Consider the following 24,189-nt stretch of genomic DNA (forward strand, 5'->3'; position numbering starts at 1 on the left):
AAATGAGTAAATGAGTAACTGAGTAACTGAGTAACTGAGTAACTGAGTAACTGAGTAACTGAGTAACTGAGTACAAATTTACGGGGTACTGGGAAGGCGTCCCATTTTCCCTTCTTTTTTTCGTTGCATTTTTTAACAAAATAGGTGGTTTTCCCGTACCGCTGTTTTCCGCATTTCGGGTACCTTTCAGACCTCAAAGGTTTTGAAAACCTTTGAGGTCTGGGGGCTCCTCCACTTCAAAAAATTCTCGACCGCCTCCGCGGGTTTTACTGAGCGCGTCTTCGCAACATACGCTCCATCCCAAATCCCACCGCCGATACGCACTAGCTGCATCACACCCTAAACCATAAATAAAAAAACCTCCCGATTAGGAGGTTTTTCTTTATCTGTGTAAGAACGCTTAGTTCTCTGTCGCTTCTGTTTCTTCAGCTGCAGGTTCAACAGCAGCAGGTGCAGCAGGCGCAGCGGTTTCGGCCCCTACACGGTGCTCGCAAGACGCATTGGTGCAGCCTTTTGCTTTGCACTCTTCTGCGCTCATCGACTGGCATTTGCCCGAATCAACCGAACAACAAGAAGCCGTTTGCACACCTTCTTTTACGGTTGTGGCATGATGACCACCTAGGATCGGCGCAATCACAAGTCCAACAAGACACGTAAGCTTGATCAGGATGTTCATAGACGGACCTGATGTATCTTTAAACGGATCACCCACAGTATCACCTGTTACAGCCGCTTTGTGTGCATCCGAACCTTTATAGGTCATTTCGCCGTTGATCATAACACCGGCTTCGAACGATTTCTTCGCATTATCCCAAGCACCACCGGCGTTGTTCTGGAAAATCGCCCAAAGAACGCCTGAAACGCACACACCGGCCATATAACCACCCAAGGCCTCAGCCCCCATGAAAATCCCCACAAGGATTGGAACGGTGATGGTGATGGCGCCCGGAAGCATCATCTCGCGCAGCGCAGCACGGGTAGAGATATCCACACACTTACCGTAGTCAGGTTTGCCGGTTCCTTCCATGATACCCGGAATTTCGCGGAACTGACGACGTACTTCGTTCACCATATCCATAGCTGCCTTACCTACCGATTGCATCGCAAGGGCCGAGAAAACAACTGGAATCATACCACCGATGAACAGCGCCGACAATACATCAGCCTTGAAGATGTTGATACCGTCGATGCCGGTAAATGTTACATACGCTGCAAAAAGCGCCAGTGCCGTAAGGGCAGCAGATGCAATTGCAAAACCTTTACCAACGGCCGCTGTGGTGTTACCCACTGAGTCAAGAACGTCGGTACGCTGACGTACTTCTTTCGGAAGCTCGCTCATTTCAGCTACACCACCTGCGTTATCCGCAATCGGGCCAAACGCGTCAATTGCCAACTGCATAGCCGTAGTCGCCATCATGGCCGACGCGGCAATCGCTACACCGTAGAAACCCGCGAGTGCATACGATCCCCAGATCGCCGCAGCGAAAAGGAGTACGGATGAGAACGTCGACTTCATACCGGTAGCTAAACCTGCAATGATGTTGGTAGCGGCACCGGTTGACGAGTTCTGCACGATGTTCAACACCGGCTTTTTGCCAAGGGCCGTATAGAATTCAGTGAATGCCGAAATCAATAGTCCTACTGCCAAGCCTACCAGGGTGGCATAGAATACGTTCATCTTCGGAATGGTCACCATGCCTTCACCGAAGAACTTCATCTGGATCTCAGCTGGCAACATATAATCAATCAGGAAGTAACAAGCGACTACCGTAAGCCCAAGCGACACATAATTCCCCAGGTTAAGGGCACCCTGCACCTGTGCTTCTTTGGCGTCATTGTTTTTGATACGGACGAAGAAGGTTCCGATGATAGAAGAAAGGATACCTACACCGGCAATAACCAGCGGAAGTACGATCGGTCCCATATTATTGAATTTGTCGGTGAACTGTGCGCCACCAGCTTCTGTCATGTCTTTGATAATGTAGTTACCCAACACCATTGAGGCGAGTACGGTAGCCACATACGAACCGAAAAGGTCAGCACCCATACCGGCTACGTCACCAACGTTATCACCTACGTTATCGGCAATCGTGGCAGGGTTACGCGGGTCATCCTCAGGGATTCCGGCTTCAACTTTACCCACGAGGTCAGCACCTACGTCAGCTGCTTTTGTATAGATACCTCCACCCACACGGGCGAAGAGTGCAATCGATTCAGCACCCAGTGAGAACCCGGCAAGGGTTTCCAGCACCAGGGTCATCTGTGTGTAAAAGTCACCGCCTTCGGTCACAAATTGTGATACGAAGAACAGGAAGAAAAGGGAGAGGCCCAATACGGCAAGACCGGCAACACCCAGACCCATAACCGTTCCGCCACCGAAGGAAACCTTAAGGGCGTCAGGAAGGCTGGTACGAGCGGCCTGTGTAGTACGGACATTTGATTTCGTTGCAATACGCATCCCGATGTTACCGGCAAGCGCTGAAAACACGGCGCCGAAAACAAAGGCTACGACAATCATCCAGTGCGATGTCTCAACTAGTTGGGATACAGCGAAGAGCGCACCTCCTGCCAATACGACGAAAATACCCAGAATGCGGTACTCGGCGTTAAGGAACGCAAGAGCGCCCTCTGCAATGGCTTTCGAAATGCCTTGCATTTTCTCATCACCTGCAGGCTGTTTGTTTACCCACATCGCCTTGACCAGCATGAACGCAAGTCCGATAACCGCCATAGCGACAGGAACATAAACGATAAATTTCTCCATAAGTTCTTAGTCTTTTATTAACGGGTGCAAAAATAACAAATTTTTAAGATGCGGAAGGGGTTTTCGCCGGAAATAAAAGCCGCCTTTTCCCGTCGCTGGCCAAACGGCCGTTTTACATATCAAAACGACCTCTGCTGCGAAGATAATGATGCCACAACAGGTACGCCGCCGCTGTGCGATACGGCTTCCAGGTTGCCGCTTTCGCTTCCCTTTCGGCAGCCGACAGGTCGGGCCAGAATTCTTTCATGGTGTTGACGATGGCGATGTCGCCCAGCGGCAGTATATCTTCTGATTGCAGGCAAAACATGAGGTAGACATCAATCGACCAGTGCCCGACGCCTTTTATTTGAAGCAGTTCGGCCCGCACCTCAGCTTCCGTCTTAGCTGACAGACTTTCAAAGTAGAGGATGCCTGACACTACCCGTTGCGCCATGTCACGGATATACGCCGTTTTCTGTCGCGATACGCCGGCTTCGCGGAATACCTCATCCGGCGCAGCCAGGCTTTTTTCAGGGGTCACCGATTCCAGGGCGAGTTCGAGTTTCCGATAGGTGGCCTTCGCCGATGCAATCGACACCTGTTGCTCCAGGATGATGTGCACCATGGCCGCGAAACCGGGTGCGCGCAATTGAGGTGTGGGATAACCGTAGGTGGCCACTATTTCATGGAAAGTAACATCTGCCGCGGTAAGGTGGTCGAACGCATGTTTCATGAAAATGGGATTTGGCGTACCCGCTAGAAATAAAACCCAAACGATCCCTTCACCCCGAAGTTGTTGGAAGTCGGACTGATATAGGATCCCCTCCAGGCGAACTCAATACGGAACACCTTGAAGATGTTTCCGATACCGGCATTCCACTCCCAATAGAAGTTTTCCGGCGCACGGTATTCGAGTCCGGAGGGGATATTAATCAGCTTGTTCTTATCACTGATCGTCCCCACCACGCCCTTGAAGCCAATCGTTTCACGCCAGTTGAGTTTGCGCAACGGACCGATCCGCGAGAAAATGCGCCCACCGAAATTGTGCTGCAACTGCAACGTAGCATAGGTATCAGCGGCGAACTCGTAGAAGTCAAGCAGGTTAAACGTGTTCTCAATCGTAAAGTACGTTTGGTTACCCGGCACAATCGTCATGAGGCCCAGCGGAATGTAACTATAGGTCTTCCCCAACTCCGTAATGACATCCAGACGGCCCAGCCCCCCGATGTTCAGCGGCTGTTTGTAATACAACTGGAAGCGCTCGTAATCGAAGTCGCTGTCGAAGACGCCTTTGAAGCCCTGGCTGTAGTTAAGGAACAGGCGTGTATACGGACTGTCGACGATGTTGCGCTCGACGCCATACCCGACGGTTTTACGCTTCGGCGTCCAGTCGAGCTGTATACTCATTTCCGACTGCCGGATATTGCTCTTCACTTCCTGTTGCGTAAGATCGGTGTAATACGCAAGGCTGAACGTAGGCGAGGCCGACTCCAGCGTTCGATAGGAAAAACCACCCTGGAAGGTCAGGTTCTTCACCGGCTCGATTTCCAACGACACCGAACTCAGGCTAATGGTCGTCAGTTTGCCATTACTGCCGTTGGTGAACAACGCCGATGAAGCGAAACTCCGGCCCAGGATATCATTCGTCGTCGTAAGGCTCGCACCAATCTGTTCTACATCGCGTCGATGACCACCTGTCAGTATGAGACGCTTGTTCTTATCGAGCAACCACCGGCCCGACACGCCATATTTTACTTTATCGTCCTTAAAACCATACGCCAGGTAGCCCTGGAGACGCCACGGGTCGTTCTGGCCGAAATACGTACGCCCGCCCGCCCGAATCCGCAGGCCTTCCACTTCATTAAATCCGAAAGTAGAGAAAATCGGGCCGTAATCGAAATGCCCGAACTGCACGTAGCCACTTCCGAGGATCGACACCAAATCGTATAATCGCTGGAACTTCCGGTTGTGCTGCAGGCTGTCGAGCATGTTGTAAACACCCTTTTCGTCTTTATTGAGTTCCTCGAAGCGGTTCTCCGCCCAGAAATCGTCGTCGCGCTTGTAGACCGATTCATCAAACGAGTTCACCTCCGGCCGGTAGAATTCCTCCGGATGTTCCTTATTGAACACGTGATTGCGGAAAAGTGTCGTCCGCTTCCCATAAATCCCTTTTGATTTCTCCTTCTTGTTCAGGGCGAAATCGGTCATCATATAGTCGCGCGTCAGCAAAAACACCGAATCGTTCACCACGTCAAACTCCTGCTCAATATAGATGTCTTTCACCCAGTTGATGTTCGCGCTTTTCGTCGCCGCCATACTGATTGACTTGATGGCAAAGGTCGTGTCGGCCACCCAGAAGTCGCCTTTGAATGTCAACTCGCCCTTTCGTCGGGGGTAAAACACAATATTATAACACCACTTTTTATCCACAAAGGCACTATCGGCCAACACATAGTTATAGACATCAATACCGGTGCGCGACAACGGACTTGTGAAGGCCTTGTCAAAAAACTTCAGGTAGTTGTCGTAAATATCGTATTCAGCATACAGGTCTTTGATGAAGGCCAGGATCTGTTGGTTCGAACTGAAACCGGAGTTCTTGTTCGCCTTCAGCACCTCCTTGACTTTACTGCGTACGTTGTCGCCATACACATTCGAAAGCGCTTCGTTAATGAAGATAGGCAGGTAGGTCTTACCGGTGATGCTCGAGGTATCCATGTAGGTAAAAACGAACTCCATCCCTTTGAACAGCTTACTCTTCATCATGGCACTGTCAATGGTGTTCATGTCGAACTCCACCTTCTCATACTTCTCCATTTCATACTGCTTGAACATCTTCAAGCCGTTCTTGCGACGTCGCGCCCAGATTTTCCGAAGGATATCAAGCGCGGGGTTGTTCTTTTTCGACGTCTTACCCGTATACACCTTCACCTCTTTCAGCTCCTGTCCATCCGGAAGTGTCACTTTCATATTATAGCTGACGCTCTTGGTCAGGTCGACCTCCACTGTCTGGTAGCCCACGAACGATACCACCAGCAATTTGCGATTGTAAGGCGACTCAAGGTAAAAGTGGCCGTCTTCGTTCGTCACCACCCCTTCGGTGGTTCCTTTGAACGACACATTGGCGAAGCCTACCGGGAGTCCCTGGCTGTCAACCACGACACCAGACACCTTCGTCTGGCCCATGGCGGTAATCGATAGAAGAAAAAGGAAAAACGGAAGTAGTAATCGGTAATTCATAAAATAAAAAGGCTCCTCGTTAGCAGAGGAGCCCAAAGATACCGTATTAATTGAAAATGGGTAAAGGGTGGGGCGAAATTTACAACACAACCGCCTGTCCCCCAATTCTCAATTATCAATTGTCAATTATCAATTCTTCTTATACGCCACTTTGCGAACCGCCTTAATCACGTCGTCCGCATTCGGCAACCATTCTTTCAGCAACACCGGAGAATACGGCGCAGGTGTGTCAGCCGTCGTAATACGTTGGATCGGCGCATCGAGGTAGTCAAAAGCACGCTCCTGCACGATATACGTAATCTCGCCCGCCACGCTCGCAAACGGCCAGGCCTCTTCCAGCACAACCAGGCGATTGGTTTTCTTCACCGAGTTCAGGATCGCGTCATAATCCATCGGACGCACGGTGCGCAGGTCGATTACTTCGCAGGAAATGCCTTCCGCAGCCAATGTTTCAGCCGCAGCCAACGCTTCCTTGATGATTTTTCCGAACGACACGATAGTCACATCCGAACCCTCACGTTTGATATCGGCCACACCAAGTGGAATCGTGTATTCCTCTTCCGGCACTTCGCCTTTGTCGCCATACATCTGCTCCGACTCCATGAAAATCACCGGATCGTTGTCGCGGATCGCCGATTTCAGCAAGCCTTTCGCATCATACGGCGTCGACGGCACCACCACCTTCAGTCCAGGTGTATTGGCAAACCAGTTCTCGAACGCCTGCGAGTGCGTTGCCGCCAACTGTCCGGCGGAAGCCGTAGGACCGCGGAACACCATCGGCATCGGGAACTGCCCGGCCGACATCTGGCGCATTTTCGCTGCGTTGTTGATGATCTGGTCGATACCGACGAGCGAGAAGTTAAAGGTCATGAATTCCACGATCGGACGACAGCCGTTCATGGCCGAACCTACCGCGATACCGGCAAAACCCAATTCGGCAATCGGCGTGTCGATCACGCGCTTCGGCCCGAACTCGTCGAGCATCCCTTTCGACGCTTTGTAGGCGCCGTTATACTCGGCCACTTCCTCACCCATCAAATACACCGCTTCGTCGCGGCGCATCTCTTCACTCATCGCTTCGGCTATGGCCTCACGGAACTGTATCGTTCTCATATATACGTGTTATCAGATTTTCGGATAGCAAAAATAGGGATTTTGTATGATTTGGGAAGTGGTTTCGGCGTTTTTGATAAGGGCGGACAATTCCGGCTGTCCGCTCTATCTTTCGCCGCGAACCCCGCGGCAAAAGGATGCCGCTTCCATCCGGGCCGCAATCCATGCTCCGAAATCGATATAATAGTGAAATTTAATATGCATGCATAGTAGTTTTTAGGGAAATACTTCGTACTTTCGCATCCGGAAAACTTCCCCTTTTAATCTGTGATTACATGAAAATATTAGTCTGCATCAGCCACGTGCCTGATACAACATCCAAAATCAATTTCACGGACGGTGACACCAAGTTCGACACCAACGGCGTGCAGTTCGTCATCAACCCGAACGATGAATTCGGGCTCACACGCGCCATTTGGTTCCAGGAGCAGCAAGGTGCTACGGTAACCGTGGTAAACGTCGGCGGACCCGACACCGAGCCTACCCTGCGCAAGGCGTTAGCAATCGGTGCCAACGAAGGTATCCGCGTGAACGCACAACCCACCGACGGCTTCTTCGTCGCCACGCAACTGGCGGAAGTGGTCAAACAAGGTGGCTACGACCTCGTCATCTGCGGCAAAGAGTCACTCGACTACAACGGCGGTATGGTGCCCGGTATGCTGGCAGCCCTAACGGGTATGAACTTCGTCAACTCCTGCATCGGCCTGACCGTTGACGGCACGACCGCGAAAGCCGTACGCGAAATCGACGGCGGAAAAGAAACGCTGTCGGCTTCCCTGCCGCTTATCGTAGGCGGACAAAAAGGCATCGTCGAAGAGAAAGACCTTCGTATCCCGAACATGCGCGGTATCATGACGGCCCGTACAAAAGCCATCAACGTACTCGAACCGGTGGGTGTGACCGTGGAAACCAAGGCCGTGAAGTTCGAGCGCCCGGCACCGAAATCAGCCGTGAAGCTCTTCACCGTCGACAACCTCGACGAATTGGTGAACGCGTTGCATACGGAAGCGAAGGTGATTTAAGTTGAAAGTCTGAAAGTCGAAAGTCTGAAAGTCAGGAAGACCGAAAGACTTGGACACTGCAAATAAACATTCATTTCTTCCGGAACCTGTTGCACACGTTCCGGACTAAAACAAAAAATATATGTCCATTTTAGTATACGCAGAATCTGCGGAAGGCAAATTCAAGAAAGTCGCTTTCGAATTGGCTTCCTACGCCAAAAAGGTCGCTTCTGACCTGGGTACCACCGTAACAGCGGTAACCGTAAACGCCGGCGACGTGTCCGAACTCGGAAAATACGGCGTCGACAAAGTGCTGACCGTCAGCGACGACCGTCTGAAAAACTTCAACGCCAAAGCCTATGCCGACCTCCTCAAACAGGCAGCACAGAAAGAAGGCGCGAGACTGGTCGTGTTGTCTTCGACTACCGACAGCCTTTACATGGCGCCGCTGGTAGCTGTGGGATTGGGTGCAGCCTACGCTTCTAACGTAGTCGGACTGCCACTCAGCACAGCTCCGTTCCAGGTGAAGCGCACCGCGTTCTCGAACAAAGGCTTCCAGGTAACCGAACTGGCTACCGACGTGAAAGTTATCGGACTCGCGAAGAACTCCTACGGCATCAAAGAAGAAAGCGCGGCAGCGGCTTCAGAAGCCTTCTCACCTTCTTTGAACGACGCCGACTTCGGTATCAAAACCGAATCGGTTGAAAAAGGATCCGGTAAAGTAACCATCGCCGATGCTGACATCGTGGTGTCTGGCGGCCGTGGACTCAAAGGTCCTGAAAACTGGGGCATCCTCGAAGATATGGCGTCGGTTCTGGGTGCTGCGACTGCCTGCTCAAAACCGGTATCTGACCTCGGTTGGAGACCCCACAGCGAGCACGTAGGCCAAACCGGGAAACCGGTAGCGACCAACCTGTATATCGCGATCGGTATTTCAGGTGCGATCCAGCATATTGCCGGCATCAACTCATCGAAAGTAAAACTCGTCATCAACTCCGACGCCGATGCACCGTTCTTTAAGGTAGCAGACTACGGGGTGGTAGGCGATGCCTTCGAAATCGTACCGAAACTGACGGAAAAACTCCGTGCGTTCAAAGCGAACAACTAAAACGTTCGTTTTCAACCGCGACGGCTCATAACTTTAGCAAAATGTGTGTAGCCGTTCGCGCATCAGAGTAAAATTTTTAGTTAATTTGCCCATACAAGGCTGCCCGAAATAGTCGTTTTTGGCAGCCTTTTTTACTAATAAACGACACTTGCCCCAATCGTTAAACGATTGTACCTTTGCCGTATGAGTTTAGTCAAGTTGACCATAAAAGGGATTTCGTATAGCCAAACGCAAAATGGCGCTTACGCACTGATCCTCAACGAAGTGGATGGCGACCGCAAGCTGCCGATTGTCATCGGTGCCTTTGAGGCGCAGTCGATTGCCATCGCGCTTGAAAAAGAGATCCGCCCACCGCGTCCGCTGACGCACGACCTTTTCAAAAACTTCGCCGACCGGTTCGATATCGTGGTGAAGCAGGTCATCATCCATAAACTCGTCGACGGTGTCTTCTACTCGAGCATCATCTGCGAACGCGATAAGATCGAAGAGATCATAGACGCCCGCACCTCCGACGCCATCGCGCTGGCACTTCGTTTTTCGGCTCCGATCTTTACTTACAAGAACATCCTGGACAAGGCGGGTATCTACCTGAAAGCCAATCCGGCCGATGACCGCGAAACACCGGAAAACGACGACGTACTTTCGAGCCCGGAAACCTTCGGCCTCGAAGAAACCAACCAGGCACCTTCTGATACGTATGCCGCCAACAGCCTCTCCGAATTGTACGAGTTGCTGGAGGGAGCAGTCGAAAATGAAGATTATGAGAAAGCGGCGAAGATCCGCGATGAAATCTCAAGACGGGAATCCTAATATGTTGGGCGCGGTACCGGTTTAACGGAAATCGCCCCTTATTGATACAGTTTTTTTGGCCAGGAAACGGATGGCATCCATCCCAACCCGGCCTCAAAACCCAAAAGTTGTAAAGTGAAGCAGTACCACGACCTTGTCCGCCACGTACTCGAAAACGGCAGCCAGAAAGGCGATCGCACCGGCACGGGCACCATCAGCGTTTTCGGTTACCAGATGCGTTTCGACCTCAGCGAGGGGTTCCCATTGGTAACGACCAAAAAACTGCACGTCAAATCGATCATACACGAATTGCTATGGTTCCTGAAAGGCGAAACCAATATTGGTTACCTGAAGGAAAACGGTGTGCGGATCTGGGACGAATGGGCGGATGATAACGGCGACCTCGGACCCATCTACGGTTTCCAATGGCGCAACTGGGACGGCACCAACCTCGACCAGATCGCCGAAGTGGTCGAGACGCTCAAAACCAACCCCAACAGCCGCCGGATGCTGGTATCGGCCTGGAACCCGTCGGTATTACCCGATACGACCCAATCGTTTGCCGAGAACGTCGCCAACGGCAAAGCGGCCCTTCCACCCTGTCATGCCTTTTTCCAGTTTTACGTGGCCGACGGTAAACTCTCTTGCCAGCTCTACCAGCGCAGTGCGGATATTTTCCTCGGTGTACCTTTCAATATTGCATCCTACGCGTTGTTCACCATGATGGTCGCGCAGGTAGTCGGATTACAACCCGGCGACTTCATCCATACGTTCGGCGATGCGCATATCTACAACAACCACATCGAACAATTGCAGCTGCAACTGTCGCGCGAACCACGCCCGTTGCCGAAAATGTTGATCAATCCCGACATAACCGACATCTTTGGTTTCACCTTCGATGACTTCACCTTGGTCGACTACGATCCGCATCCGCACATTAAGGGAATAGTGGCAGTTTGACGACGTTTTTTTAACAATTTTCCTCTTTTTTTCATACTTTTCGAGCCCCTACTCGAAGAACATGAAAAAATTCGCCTCCTTCTGCCTCCTGTTATGTTCGGTTTTCGCTTTGGCGCAAACCTCGGCCATGTGGACCCGCGTCTCTTCTGCAAAAGAACTTTCGGCGCCGAAGGTGAACCGCAGTTCGTTTCCGTCCGCATACACCCTGTTTAAACTTGACCTTCAAGCCTTTAAACAGCAGTTGGCGGGTGTTCCGGTGCGAGGCGATGGCCAACCCCGGGGCCTTCATACCATCTTCTTACCCGGTGCCGATGGCACCCTGGCCGCTTACGACGTGATCGAAACGCCCATAATGGAGCCGGAGCTACAGCGCAAGTTCCCGGATATCCGATCATATGCTGCTCAAGGCCTTAACGACCCGACGGCCGTAGCCCGTTTCAGCGTGACGCAGTTTGGCTTGCACAGTATGACCCTGTCGTCGGGCAACAGTACGGTTTTCATCGATCCCTATACAGAAGACCGGAAGACCTATATAGTATATGAAAAAGCGGCCTTGTCGGTAGCCGACCTGGGCTTCTCGTGTACGACAGAGGAAGCCGACGCAGGAACGCGCGCCAACCGGGAGTTCCGTCTTGATTCCAACGACAAAAAATTACGCACCTATCGCCTCGCGCTCAGTTGCAATGGCGAGTATGCAACGCTCTTCAAAGGCACCGGCACCGTTGCGCAACAAAAGGCGAACGTGCAGGCCCAGATGGCAATTACCATGACACGGGTAAACGGCGTGTATGAAAAAGACCTGGCTATCACGATGGTGTTCGTTGCCAATAACGACCAAATCATTTACCTTGATGCCGCTACCGACCCCTGGACGACGGAGTTCAACACCATGACGGCCCAGACCATCGATTCAGTGATCGGCGTTGCCAATTACGATATCGGGCACAATTTCAACACGACCGGCGGCGGTAATGCCGGTTGTATCGGATGCGTCTGCTCGGCTACCAACCAGACGAGTTTCCATAAAGGACGTGGCTACACCGGTCGTTCCAACCCCACGGGCGATGCTTTCGATATCGATTATGTGGCGCACGAAATGGGGCATCAGTTTGGTGGCTACCACACGCAGAGCAACAACTCCTGCCGTTCGGGCAATAATACAGAAGTCGAAACCGGAAGTGGCTCGAGTATCATGGGCTATGCCGGCATCTGCGCCGCCAACGTACAAAGCAACTCCGATGACTATTTCGCCTATGTCAATATCCGCGACATCTCCGCCAATGTGCAGTCGGGGGTGTCATCGTCTTGTGCGCAGATTACCAACTTCACCAATAACCCGCCGACTGCCAATGCCGGTGCGGATTATACCATCCCGAAATCAACGCCCTTCTTGCTGACCGCTACCGGATCGGATCCGGATGGCAACGCGATTACCTTTTGTTGGGAGCAGCGGGATCCCGAGGCTGTATTGCCGACCTCGCAGAACAACGCGGCTCCGACAGCAACGAGAACTGCCGGACCGATGTTCCGTACGTTGCCCGGCACCACCAGTCCGACGCGCTACTTCCCGTCCCTTTCCACTATATTGACCGGAGCGACCTCCAACACCTGGGAAGTACTGCCTTCTATCGCACGCACCTTTAATTTCTCGGTAACCGTTCGTGACAACGTTGCCGGCGGTGGTCAAACCGCTTCCGACCTGATGGTGGTGAATGTCAACGGCACCGCGGGTCCCTTTCTCGTAACCGCACCCAACACCGCCGTGTCGTGGGCGGGCGCCTCGAACCAGACCGTCACCTGGGATGTGGCGGGCACCACGGCGAACAACATCAACTGTGCGTATGTCGATATTTACCTGTCGACCGACGGAGGCCTGACATTCCCAACATTACTGGCCGCGAAAGTACCGAATGACGGGTCCGAACTCGTTACCCTTCCGGCCGCGACCGGCACCACCAACCGCATCATGGTAAGGGGCAACGGCAACATTTTCTTTGACATTTCCAACACCCCTTTTACGACCACAGCGCCGGGCTCGACGTTTGCGTTGTCGTTTGCGGGCGGCGCTGGCGGGCAGAACAAAGCTGCTTGTCAGGGAGTGGATACGTCGTTCAGCTTCGACTATTCTACTACCAGCGGGTTTTCCGGAACCACCACGCTTGCCGTAGCCGGCGTACCGACACCCGCCGTTGTGAATTTGTCGCAGTCGTCTGTTTCAACTTCCGGAAACGTCATTCTTACCGTAACAAACACCGGAGGCTGCACACCCGGAATCTACCCTATTACGGTCACGGGCACATCGGGAGCCGTTACCAAATCGGTACGCTTTTACATCGAGATCCTCAATGCCAATTTTGCTACACCAACCGTTGTCTCCCCTGCTAACGAGGCGTTCGGCCTGTCGCCGGCGCCCACATTGAGTTGGGCGTCCGACGCGGCTGCAACCTCCTACCTGATTACCCTGGCGACCGACGCCGACCTTTCGCAAAACGTGCAGGCGTTTGAGACGACCACCAACAGCTTGGCTTTATCCGGACTGGCAAACCACACCAACTACTTCTGGACGATACAACCCAAAAACAGCGGCTGTCAGGGAAGTGTCGGTGCCGTTAGCCGATTCACAACCGGCACCGTAAGCTGTACGACGACTGCTTCCGCAAATGTTCCAATCGCCATTAGTGCGGGTGCGGGATCTACCGTGAACTCGACACTGAATGTGACGTCTACCAGCCCCATCAGCGATGTGAACGTATCGGTGCAGCTCACGCATACGTGGGTCGCCGACCTTACGCTAACACTCATAAGTCCGACCGGCACACAAATACAATTAGTCTCCGGAAAATGCAGCTCGAACGACGACATCAACGCCGTTTTCGACGATGCAGGGGTCACGTTGGTCTGCGGGGCTACGCCCACCATTTCCGGATCCGTCAAACCCGCGCAATTGCTATCCGCATTGAACGGACAGTCTCCGGCGGGCACCTGGACGCTTCGGGTAGCGGATACCGCCAGTGGCGACGGGGGTTCCCTCAACGCCTGGAGCCTGAACATCTGCAGCCAGACCACCACGCAGGTAGCATGTGGGGAGATTACCACCAACTGGAACGGCGCTTCCTGGGACAACGGCGTTCCGCAAGACAACGTCGCTGCTACCATTTCCGGCGATTTCGTTTCCTCCAAAGACGTAAAGGCCTGCTCGCTGGATGTGGCAGGTACTTCCGCTGTTACCATACAATCCGGACATGACCTTATCATCGATGGGGCGGTTTCGGTGGCGCCTACGGCCAATTTGACGCTTGAAAACAATGCGAACCTGTTGCAGGTGAAAGATGTCGCCAATACCGGAAACATTAAAGTCAAACGCGATGCGACGATGCGACGCCTGGATTATGTATTCTGGAGTGCACCTGTCGGCGGCCAGGACCTGAAGGTGTTTTCACCCAAGACGGTGTCCCCTTCCGGTGGGCCGTATATCGGAGGATCACGGTTTTACGTACTCAATGAACCAACTAACAGTTTCGTGGCAATCGAACCGGTGGGCACTCCATTCGTCGAAGCAAAAGGATATATGATCCGGGCCCCCAATGATTTCCCGGCCAATGGCACCCAGCAAGTGTTCAACGGACTCTTTTCCGGCGTTCCGAACAACGGTACCGCCACTATTGCGACAACCCGAACACCCGGAACCGGCTATGGTTACAACCTCATCGGGAATCCGTATCCGTCAACGCTGAATGCCTCGTTGTTTCTCGCGCAAAACCCCGGATCGCTGTATTTCTGGACGCATGCGAGCCAGAATCCGGCTATGGGATCGAACTATGCCTCGTATACCAGCTTTGGCGTCGCTGCTGCGGCGGGAGGCGCCGTCCCCGACGGTACCATTGCCGTGGGGCAAGGCTTTATTCTGGAAACGGCTGCGTCAGGCACCGCCACGTTCACCAATGCTATGCGAACGTCGGCAAACCAGGCGATCTTCTTCAGGGAAGCCAACACCGATCGAAGCCGTTTGTGGCTGAACCTGTCGAACCAAGACGGTCTGCAGAACCAGATTTTGGTGGGATATGCCGACGGTGCCACAATGGACGTGGATGTATCCATGGATGCGCCGAGTATGGAAGAGAACATCAACTGCATCGCGTCGTTGATTAACGGGAAACGCTACAGCATCCAGGCGCGGCCTACACCTTTTGATACCAACGACGAAATTCCGTTAGGCTTCAGGGCAACGGCGGCGGGCACGTTCACGATTTCCCTTTTCGAAGCGGATGGTGTTTTTGCCGATGGGGAAGTCCTGGGCCAGGCCGTCTACCTAAAAGATACCGCAACCGGAACCGTGCATGAACTTACCGAAACGCCGTATACCTTCGGTTCGGCAGCGGGTGATTACGCTGATCGCTTTTCGATCGTATACCAGAATACAGCGCTCCCACTACCCGATCCCACGGCTACGCCGCGCGCAGTGGTGTTCAAACAGGAACAGCATCTACAGATCGAGACATCCGGACACATCGAGCACGTGATCGTTTATGACATACTGGGAAGGCGACTGTATGAAACCAGAGCGGATCACACGAATCGATTCGCAACAGACGATCTACGCATCGCGAACCAACCGATTGTGGTCAGGGTGACGATTGATGGGCGAACGCTTGTCAAGAAGATAGTGTTCTAAAAAAAAATCCGCCCCAAGAGGCGGATTCTTTTTTAAGGTCGTGACACTTACAGTGCCAGTACGCTGTTTTCAGCACCGGCAAACGCGTTGAATTGGAACGCATCGGCTTCTGCTTCGTTTACGTAAGCACCGTCGATCAGGTACTTGAACTCGTAAGAAGCACCGGTCGGAACTTCGAACGTACCTTTGAAGGTACCGTTTTTCAGTTTGCCCAGTTCACCTGCTTTCGGATCCCAGTTGTTGAAATCACCGATAACCGAAGCAACAGTGGCTTCTTTAGCTTCGAATGAAAACGTTACTTTCGCTACTGGCTTTGTTTTTATGAATTGTTTCTTGAGTGCCATAACTTATTAGTTTATAGATTTCTACGGGGCAAAGTAAAGGCGTTTTAGTTAAACTTCCACAGCATCTGTTTAGTTTTGAGGCTCTTGCATTTTCCTCCTTAAATTTTCAAGATATCCGTAACCGATAACGATGTATTATTTTGGATTTACAGACATACAACGTTTGCCCTTTGCCGGATTATCAGACACGAATTGTTAATTTCCGAAATTAATTTTACTTTTAAATGCCAAAAAACCGCCCGAAATGGCACAAATGAACCACGAACTTTACGAAAATGCCCGAAAACGCATCCGGCAGAAAAAAGTGCTGTGCTACCACTTCGTTCTCTTCCTCGTCGGCAGCCTGTTTATGTACGTGGCGAACGAACTCCTGGAAACAGCCGATGATCGGGTCGTTTGGTATCCGTGGACCATTACCATCTGGTTCTTCCTCATGATCCTCCACTTTATTAAGGTGTATATCATCGACCGCTTCATGAACAAGGAATGGGAGCGCGACCAGATCGAACGCCTCATCGCCCGGCAGGAAAAGAAAATCGAGCAACTGGAGGCAAGATTGAAACGGGAACAACAGGCTTAGGTGGTAAGGGTTGGGTGCGTACCGCTCCCCATCAACCATCAACCATCAACCATGAACTACGAACCATCAACTATCACCTCTCAACCCTCAACTCTCCTTCACCGTTTTGGGTTGTCACACGGCTTTACTACCTTAGTGCCCCACCAACTACCAACTACCAACTACCAACTACCAACTACCAACCACCAACCACCAACCACCGACTACTGACCACTGACCACTGACTACTGACTACTGACCACCACCTACTCCATGACCATCCTCATCGCCGCCGCCGCCGAAAACAACGCACTCGGAAAAGACAATCAACTGGTCTGGCACCTTCCGGATGATTTCAAACGGTTCAAGCAATTGACGCGCCACCATTATATTATTATGGGACGGAAGACCTTCGAAAGCTTCCCCCAACCCCTTCCCGACCGCCATCATATTATCATTACCCGGCAGGCATTTTATGAAGCACCTGGCTGCACTGTCGTCAAAAGTATCGAAGAGGCTTTGGAAGCCGCACCGAAAAACGAAGACGTATATGTCATCGGCGGCGGTGAAATCTACCATCTGGCGTTGCCCTTAGCCGACGCCATCGAACTGACCCGCGTGCACGGCACGTTCGAGGCCGACGCGTATTTCCCGAACATCGATCCCGATGAATGGCAACTCGTAACGTCCGAGTATCATCCGAAAGACGAAAAACACCGGGTCGACTTCACCTACGAAACCTACCACCGAAAAAGGTAAACGCCCCCTGACGGGCTTCCGCATCGAATCTTTCCCCCAAAACCAAATTTCCGTTACCTTTGCGCCACGGATGTCAGGAAGATGCCGTAGTGAAAAGAAGATGACATGTCAAAAACCGTAACACCGTATAAAGATTCGGGCCTCGGCAAGAAAGAACAGGTGACCCAGATGTTCGATACCATCTCAGGCAACTATGATGGATTGAACCGGGTGATCTCGTTTGGTGCCGACGTCAAATGGCGCCAGAAGATGTTGCGGATGGTAAGCGACATCCAACCGGATGCGATATTGGACGTGGCGACAGGCACCGGCGACATTGCGATCCTCATGGCGAAAACCGGGGCATCGAAGATCGTCGGACTCGACATTTCGACCGGTATGCTTGAGATTGGAAAACAGAAAGTAGATGTGAAAGGACTGTCGGGACAAATCCGGATGGTCGTCGGCGATTCAGAAAACCTGCCGTTCGAAGACGGAACCTTTGACGCCGTCACCGTGGGATTTGGCATCCGGAATTTTGAAACCCTTGAAAAAGGACTTTCCGAAATCCTCCGCGTGCTGCGCCCGGGCGGGTTGCTCGTCATCCTGGAAACATCGGTACCGGAAAAATTTCCGTGGAAACAAGGTTATCGCTTCCACTCGAAATACATACTGCCGCTGATCGGACGCCTCTTTTCAAAAGACAATTCTGCCTATCGTTACCTGTCAGAATCGGCTTCTGTCTTCCCGTATGGCGAGGCGCTTAACAATATTTTGCGAAAAACGGGGTTTATAGACGTCAAGGCGATGCCACAGACATTTGGTGTTGCAACCCTTTATTCCGCTACGAAGAAACGTCCGGACACGCTATGATGAAACGACTTGCGTTCGCTTTTTTGCTACTGGCCTCCTTTGCTGGAAAGGCGCAGGGCGGCATGTTTTCAAAAGACCCGATCATCAACCTCGAGAATTTTGACAAACAGCGCGTGCACTGGGGCTACTTCCTCGGCTTCAACTCCTATCATTTTAAATTCGACTATAAAACGGTCGGTCCCGATGTGCAGGTAGAAAATACCATCGGCTTCAACGTAGGCCTCGTCGGGAACCTACGCCTGCACGAATCCTTCGACCTTCGCTTCGAGCCGGGCCTTTACTTCAACCAGCGAAACCTGACGTTTCCGGGCTTTTCAAATGAGTTCGACGCGCTTCGCGAGGTCAAGTCCACCTATATCCATTTCCCGCTGTTGTTGAAGTTCTCGGCGAACCGTACCGGTAACGTACGTCCGTATCTCGTAGGGGGTGTGGGTACCGCGCTCAACCTCTCGAGTAATGAAAAGTCTAGAGACGACAACGCCAACAACCGTTTCCGGATGACGAAATGGACGAACTTTTATGAGATTGGATTTGGCGTGGACCTCTACCTGCAGTATTTCAAATTCTCGCCTTCGATTCGCGGTGTGTTCAGTTTAAACAACGAACTGGTGCCTGACAACGACCCGAATAGTCCGTGGACCTCCAACATCGGCAGCATGAAGACACGCGCACTCTTCATCAACTTTACCTTCCACTAAGAACCTCTGCGGAATTCACTCAGGAAAATCGCGGCGGCCATCGCCACGTTCAGGCTTTCTGTTTTCTGTTCGGCACCAAACCTGGGTATCGCAAGACGGTTTTGGCAATAGGATACTACCGCGTCTGAAATGCCGTTGGCTTCGTTCCCCAAAACCAAAATGCCTTCTTTCGGCAGCGCGGTGTGGTAGACATTCGCTCCATCCATAAACGTCCCAAAAACCGGAACCGAACGTGTCGTAAGTACCTCCTGTAAGGGCAGGTAGTGCACATTTACGCGTGCCAGCGACCCCATGGTAGCCTGCACGACCTTCGGATTATACACATCCGCCGATTCGGGTGAGCAGACCAGGTGTTTTACCCCAAACCAGTCGCACAGCCGGATGATCGTTCCAAGATTCCCCGGGTCGCGCACATCGTCGAGGGCCAGGATGAGTCCGGACAGCTCTAACCCCGCCACTTGTTTCATTTCGAAAACCGCCAGGCAATCGCTCGGGTTGGTGAGCGCCGTCATACGTGCCATTATATCTTCGGATACCGCCTGGCGAAGGGCAGGCGATACCTCGTTGAAGAGATCGGAAGTCACGTATAGCGCATCGAGTGCGAAGCCCGCCTCCAGCAGTTCGGAAATGACTTTTCGTCCTTCTGCGATGAAATAGCCCGACGACTTACGGAATTTTTTATGGTGCAGTGACGTTATTCGTTTTATTTGGTTTTTCCCAACCATCGAAATGATGTATTTTTGATTCAAATCCGCGTGCCCTTGGCAGCTTCCCGTACAAAAATAGCGTTATTTACCGTGATCACCCTGCTACTGGTCGCGTGTAATGCCATACAGAAGGTACCCGAGAACCGGACACTGCTAACCAAAAACACCATTGTGGTCGACGGCGAGAAGCAGGGGGACGATGTGCTCGAGAACCTGCTCTACCAAAAGCCGAACACTGCCTTCCTCGGATATAAACTGCGGTTGAACCTCTACAACCTGGCCAAGGAAAACCCCGATTCCGCCTACAAAGCCAAATTCAGGGACAATCCCCGTAAACTCGCACGCCAAAGCCGCTTGTTGTCAGCCAAACAAGTCGAACGCAAGGGGCAGTCGTTTCTCTACTCCGGCATCCATGCCTTCCTGAAAAAAGTAGGCGAACCACCTGCCATCATCGATACCAACCGGACCCGTCGTTCGGTGGCGCGGTTGGAATCGTGGTTCTTCAACAACGGCTATTTCAAGGCCAAAGGAAGTTATGCCATCGACTCGACCGGACGTCGACGGGCAGGCGTGACGTATTCCATCACCAAAGGCAACCTCTATCGTATCGATTCGATTACACGAAAGATCCGGACGCCGGCACTTGATTCGTTGTTTCGGACATCGAAGACCGCCTCTTTCCTGCAACCCGGCGCCCCGTTCAAAAGCGAGAACTTCGATGCGGAGCGGGCCCGGATTACGACCGATTTCCGGAACCGTGGGGCTTTTTATTTCCAACCGAGCAACATCCTCTTTACCATCGATACCGTCGGAACCGGCACACGGCCGAATGTTGAAATGGAAATCAGCGACCAGTCGGTTCGCGAAGGCGACTCCACCAGCACGCGTCCGTTCCGCCTGTACACCATCAGCCGGGTTGACATTTACACCGGTTCGCTTTCCGAAGACGCGCCACAGACCGTCACCGACAGCACTAGTTACAACGGCTTCACTATTTTCAGTTACGGACCACTGCGTTACAAACCGCGCGCCATCACCGATGCGGTATTCGTGGCGAAAGGCACCGTATATTCGGATCAGGCCGGCACCTTCACCAGTCGCGCCCTTAGCAACCTGAAGGTCTTCAACTATCCGACGATACAGTACCAGGTCGATCCGAAAAACCCGGATGCCCTTATTGCAAAAGTCCTGCTGACGCCCCGGAAGAAATACAACTTTGGGGCTTCCATCGACTTTACCCATTCGAATATCCAGGATTTTGGTATCGAAGCAACCGCCTCGGTGACGATCCGAAACGTATTCCGGCGGGCGGAAATACTGGAGATTGCGGCGCGTGGCAATATCGGTTCCTCGCGTACGTTCGCCGAACCCGACGGCCGCTTTTTCAATTTGTTGGAATACGGTATCGATACGCGCCTGGCCTTCCCGCGCATCCTGTTCCCATTGGGTACCGACCGCATCATCCCGAAACGGATGATTCCGTCGACCGTATTCAGTACGGGTTTCGCGAAGCAACAGAACATCGGACTTGACAAAGAGAACCTGACGGGCTCGTTTACGTATAACTGGACCCCGAAGCGGAACCATACCGCACGCTTTGACCTCATCAACATCCAGTATATCAACAACCTGCGAACCGACCGCTATTTCAACGTCTACCGTTCGTCGTTTTCGCGACTCAACGAGCTGGCGCAAGTGTACAACACCGACCAGACAAACTGGGAAGATGCCACGGGCGGTGACCTGCGTCTTCGCATTCCGGAAGGCACCTCGAACTTCATCAACCAGGTACTGTCGGGACAAACCTCGTTGAGCCCGCAGGACCCCGACTACAAACGCGTGGCCAGCATTGAAGAGCGTAGACAACGTCTGACGGAAAACAACCTCATCGTCGCGTCGAGTTTCAGTTTTTCAAAGACCACCAAGCAAGGCCTGACCGACAACAACTTCTATGTCTTCCGCACCAAACTGGAATCAGCCGGCAACCTGCTCTCGCTGTTTGCCTCGGCTTCACAGACGGCAGGTGCACAGAACAGTGCCAAGCAAATATTGGGCATTGCGTTTTCACAATACGCCAAAACAGAACTCGAGTACATTAAACACTGGGACCTGAACCACGAACGCGTCGTCGCTATCCGGGGGTTTGTGGGCATCGCGATTCCGTATGGTAATTCCGAAAGCGTGCCGTTCTCGCGCAGCTACTTTGCGGGCGGTTCGAACGACATTCGGGCGTGGCAACCCTATAGTCTCGGCCCGGGCCGCTCAGGTTCGGTGAACGACTTCAACGAAGCCAACCTGAAACTGACCCTCAACGCCGAATACCGCTTCAAGATCCTGAACAGTTTCAAAGGCGCCTTTTTTGTGGATGCGGGCAATATCTGGAACGTACTCGACAATGTCACCACCCCCGAAAACCAGTTTACCGGCCTGCGGTCACTCGACGATATTGCAGTGGGCTCGGGCTTTGGTTTCCGTTATGACCTGAGTTTCTTTGTAGTGCGTATCGACATGGGATTCAAAACATTTAACCCGGCTGTCGGGTACGGCCGCAAATGGTTCCGTGACTACAATTTCTCGAACGCCGTGCTTAACATTGGCATTAATTATCCGTTCTAAAATAATTCGTATTTTTACGCCCTTAATCCTAAACCTGAATACATGTCACACAACATAAAACCGGGCGTCGCAACAGGCGATGACGTACAGGCAATCTTCCGTTATGCAAAGGAAAAAGGATTCGCCCTTCCTGCCGTCAATGTCACGGGATCGAGCACTATCAACGGCACACTGGAAACGGCTGCGAAACTCAAAGCCCCTGTCATCATACAGTTTTCAAACGGAGGTTCGGCCTTCAACGCAGGTAAGGGATTGTCGAACGACAACCAACGTGCTTCCATTGCCGGAGCCATTGCCGGAGCCAAACATATCCACACCCTTGCGGAACTCTATGGTGCGACGGTGATCCTTCATACCGACCACTGCGCGAAAAACCTTCTTCCATGGATCGACGGTTTGCTGGATGCGTCGGAAAAACACTTCGCCGAAACAGGCAAACCGCTGTTTAGCTCGCACATGCTCGACCTGTCGGAAGAGCCGATGCACGAAAACATCGAAATCTGTAAAACCTATCTTGAGCGCATGAGCAAGATGGGAATGACACTCGAAATCGAACTTGGCATTACCGGTGGTGAAGAAGACGGTGTAGACAATTCAGGCGTTGACCATTCGGAACTCTATTCGACTCCGGAAGATGTCGACTACGCCTACAGCGAATTGTTGAAAGTGAGTCCGCGTTTCACCATCGCCGCTGCTTTTGGCAACGTACACGGTGTTTACAAACCCGGAAACGTGAAACTGACCCCGACCATCCTGCGCGATTCGCAAGAGTATATCCAGGCGAAGCACCAAACGGGGAAAAACCCGGTTGATTTCGTCTTCCACGGTGGTTCAGGATCGACAGTAGAAGAAATCAGGGAAGCGATCAGCTACGGCGTTATCAAGATGAACATCGACACCGACCTGCAGTTTGCGTTTACAGAAGGTATTCGTGATTATATGACGAAAAATATCGATTACCTCCGAACACAAATTGGAAATCCGGACGGACCAGACGCCCCGAACAAAAAGCACTATGATCCACGTAAGTGGGTACGCGAAGGCGAACTGACCTTCAACAAACGCCTCGAAGCGGCTTTTGCAGACCTTAACAACGTCAACACTTTATAAAAAAAACCATCAAAATTGCCGGTGATTCATGTCATCGGCATTTTTTATATACCTGATACAAAATGGCTTGGTTTAAAAGAACGCAAAAAGGAATCACGACGGCTACGGAAGACAAGAAAGATGTTCCGAAAGGCCTTTGGTACAAATCGCCTACGGGCAAAATCGTGGATGCCGATGAACTGGCCCGAAATCTGTATGTAAGTCCGGAAGACGGTTTCCACGTCCGCATCGGAAGCAAAGAGTATTTTGAAATTCTGTTCGACAACAACGAGTTTACCGAACTCGATGCCAAGATGACGGCGAAAGACCCCCTTCACTTCGTCGATACCAAAAAATATTCCGACCGTCTTAAAGAGGCGCAGGAAAAAACCAAACTGAAAGACGCCGTGCGCACCGCGGTGGGCAAATCAAAAGGAAAAGACCTGGTAGTGTGCTGTATGGACTTCGCCTTCATCGGCGGGTCAATGGGTGCGGTGGTCGGCGAGAAGATTGCGCGTGGCATAGACCATTCGATCAAAAACCGCATTCCGTTTGTGATGATTTCGAAATCAGGAGGCGCCCGTATGATGGAAGCCGCTTACTCCCTGATGCAGCTCGCCAAGACCTCGGCTAAATTGGCACAATTGGCGGATGCGAAAATCCCGTATATTTCACTTTGTACCGACCCCACCACAGGCGGAACAACGGCGTCGTATGCGATGCTGGGAGACGTAAACATTTCCGAACCCGGCGCGCTTATCGGTTTTGCCGGACCACGGGTTGTGAAGGATACGACAGGTAAAGAACTGCCGGAAGGATTCCAAACGGCAGAGTTTCTTCTCGAGCATGGTTTCCTGGATTTCATTGCCCAACGGAAAGAGTTGAAAGACAAAATCAACCTGTTCCTGGACTTGATCCAGAACCAACCGTTACGATAAA

Annotated in this window: 18 protein-coding genes; 12 read left to right on the forward strand and 6 right to left on the reverse strand. The window is 52.1% G+C overall.

Annotated features, from left to right (window positions below; genetic code table 11):
- Positions 1–400: 400 nt before the first annotated feature.
- The 4 genes from MKO97_RS00575 to MKO97_RS00590 all read right to left on the reverse strand — a co-directional run bounded on the left by MKO97_RS00575 (position 401) and on the right by MKO97_RS00590 (position 7,096).
- Positions 401–2,764, reverse strand: coding sequence for a sodium-translocating pyrophosphatase (locus MKO97_RS00575; protein ID WP_241104133.1), 2,364 nt, complete (start codon positions 2,762–2,764; stop codon positions 401–403).
- Between the two features lie 112 nt (positions 2,765–2,876).
- Entirely contained in the window at positions 2,877–3,476 is a 600-nt protein-coding gene (locus MKO97_RS00580; protein WP_241104134.1) for a DNA-3-methyladenine glycosylase, read from the reverse strand.
- Between the two features lie 23 nt (positions 3,477–3,499).
- Positions 3,500–5,983 carry a DUF5686 and carboxypeptidase-like regulatory domain-containing protein gene (locus tag MKO97_RS00585; RefSeq protein WP_241104135.1) on the reverse strand — a complete coding sequence of 828 codons (2,484 nt, stop codon included), beginning with the start codon at positions 5,981–5,983 and terminating at the stop codon, positions 3,500–3,502.
- Between the two features lie 129 nt (positions 5,984–6,112).
- Complete coding sequence (locus tag MKO97_RS00590) at positions 6,113–7,096, reverse strand: pyruvate dehydrogenase complex E1 component subunit beta (RefSeq protein WP_241104136.1); 984 nt, start codon at positions 7,094–7,096, stop codon at positions 6,113–6,115.
- Between the two features lie 275 nt (positions 7,097–7,371).
- Between MKO97_RS00590 and MKO97_RS00595 the strand changes: the two genes are divergently transcribed.
- From MKO97_RS00595 to MKO97_RS00615, 5 genes are all read left to right on the forward strand, one after another.
- Complete coding sequence (locus MKO97_RS00595) at positions 7,372–8,118, forward strand: electron transfer flavoprotein subunit beta/FixA family protein (protein ID WP_241104137.1); 747 nt, start codon at positions 7,372–7,374, stop codon at positions 8,116–8,118.
- 121 nt (positions 8,119–8,239) lie between these two features.
- Positions 8,240–9,205 (forward strand): electron transfer flavoprotein subunit alpha/FixB family protein, encoded by a 966-nt coding sequence (locus tag MKO97_RS00600; protein ID WP_241104138.1) that lies wholly within the window; start codon positions 8,240–8,242, stop codon positions 9,203–9,205.
- Between the two features lie 183 nt (positions 9,206–9,388).
- Complete coding sequence (locus MKO97_RS00605; RefSeq protein ID WP_241104139.1) at positions 9,389–10,015, forward strand: bifunctional nuclease family protein; 627 nt, start codon at positions 9,389–9,391, stop codon at positions 10,013–10,015.
- A 114-nt stretch (positions 10,016–10,129) separates the two neighbouring features.
- Positions 10,130–10,954 carry a thymidylate synthase gene (locus MKO97_RS00610; RefSeq protein ID WP_241104140.1) on the forward strand — a complete coding sequence of 275 codons (825 nt, stop codon included), beginning with the start codon at positions 10,130–10,132 and terminating at the stop codon, positions 10,952–10,954.
- A 61-nt stretch (positions 10,955–11,015) separates the two neighbouring features.
- Complete coding sequence (locus MKO97_RS00615; protein WP_241104141.1) at positions 11,016–15,626, forward strand: reprolysin-like metallopeptidase; 4,611 nt, start codon at positions 11,016–11,018, stop codon at positions 15,624–15,626.
- A 47-nt stretch (positions 15,627–15,673) separates the two neighbouring features.
- Here MKO97_RS00615 and MKO97_RS00620 read toward each other — a convergent pair whose 3' ends face one another.
- The gene (locus MKO97_RS00620) at positions 15,674–15,970 is read right to left on the reverse strand and encodes an isoamylase early set domain-containing protein (RefSeq protein WP_241104142.1); all 297 of its coding nucleotides are present in this window, start codon (positions 15,968–15,970) and stop codon (positions 15,674–15,676) included.
- Positions 15,971–16,214: 244 nt separating this feature from the next.
- Between MKO97_RS00620 and MKO97_RS00625 the strand changes: the two genes are divergently transcribed.
- From MKO97_RS00625 to MKO97_RS00640, 4 genes are all read left to right on the forward strand, one after another.
- Positions 16,215–16,550 carry a 2TM domain-containing protein gene (locus MKO97_RS00625; protein WP_241104143.1) on the forward strand — a complete coding sequence of 112 codons (336 nt, stop codon included), beginning with the start codon at positions 16,215–16,217 and terminating at the stop codon, positions 16,548–16,550.
- Between the two features lie 252 nt (positions 16,551–16,802).
- On the forward strand, positions 16,803–17,288 hold the full coding sequence (locus MKO97_RS00630) for a dihydrofolate reductase (RefSeq protein WP_241104144.1): 486 nt from the start codon (positions 16,803–16,805) through the stop codon (positions 17,286–17,288).
- A gap of 105 nt (positions 17,289–17,393) precedes the next feature.
- Entirely contained in the window at positions 17,394–18,140 is a 747-nt protein-coding gene (gene ubiE, locus MKO97_RS00635; RefSeq protein ID WP_241104145.1) for a bifunctional demethylmenaquinone methyltransferase/2-methoxy-6-polyprenyl-1,4-benzoquinol methylase UbiE, read from the forward strand.
- Entirely contained in the window at positions 18,140–18,838 is a 699-nt protein-coding gene (locus MKO97_RS00640) for a porin family protein (RefSeq protein ID WP_241105479.1), read from the forward strand. The genes ubiE and MKO97_RS00640 overlap by 1 nt, the downstream gene beginning before the upstream one ends.
- On the opposite strand, the gene MKO97_RS00645 is transcribed toward MKO97_RS00640, so the two are convergent.
- On the reverse strand, positions 18,835–19,563 hold the full coding sequence (locus MKO97_RS00645) for an RNA methyltransferase (protein ID WP_241104146.1): 729 nt from the start codon (positions 19,561–19,563) through the stop codon (positions 18,835–18,837). The two genes, MKO97_RS00640 and MKO97_RS00645, sit on opposite strands and share 4 nt — an antisense overlap.
- Before the next feature lie 72 nt (positions 19,564–19,635).
- Here MKO97_RS00645 and MKO97_RS00650 point away from each other — a divergent pair, with 72 nt between their 5' ends.
- The 3 genes from MKO97_RS00650 to accD all read left to right on the forward strand — a co-directional run bounded on the left by MKO97_RS00650 (position 19,636) and on the right by accD (position 24,188).
- A complete protein-coding gene (locus MKO97_RS00650) occupies positions 19,636–22,161 on the forward strand; it encodes a BamA/TamA family outer membrane protein (RefSeq protein ID WP_241104147.1) in 2,526 nt (841 codons plus the stop codon).
- A gap of 42 nt (positions 22,162–22,203) precedes the next feature.
- On the forward strand, positions 22,204–23,271 hold the full coding sequence (gene fbaA / locus MKO97_RS00655) for a class II fructose-bisphosphate aldolase (protein ID WP_241104148.1): 1,068 nt from the start codon (positions 22,204–22,206) through the stop codon (positions 23,269–23,271).
- Between the two features lie 62 nt (positions 23,272–23,333).
- On the forward strand, positions 23,334–24,188 hold the full coding sequence (gene accD / locus MKO97_RS00660) for an acetyl-CoA carboxylase, carboxyltransferase subunit beta (RefSeq protein ID WP_241104149.1): 855 nt from the start codon (positions 23,334–23,336) through the stop codon (positions 24,186–24,188).
- Position 24,189 lies beyond the last annotated feature (1 nt).

This window comes from Flavobacterium sp. HJ-32-4 (assembly GCF_022532105.1).
Classification (GTDB): domain Bacteria; phylum Bacteroidota; class Bacteroidia; order Flavobacteriales; family Flavobacteriaceae; genus Flavobacterium.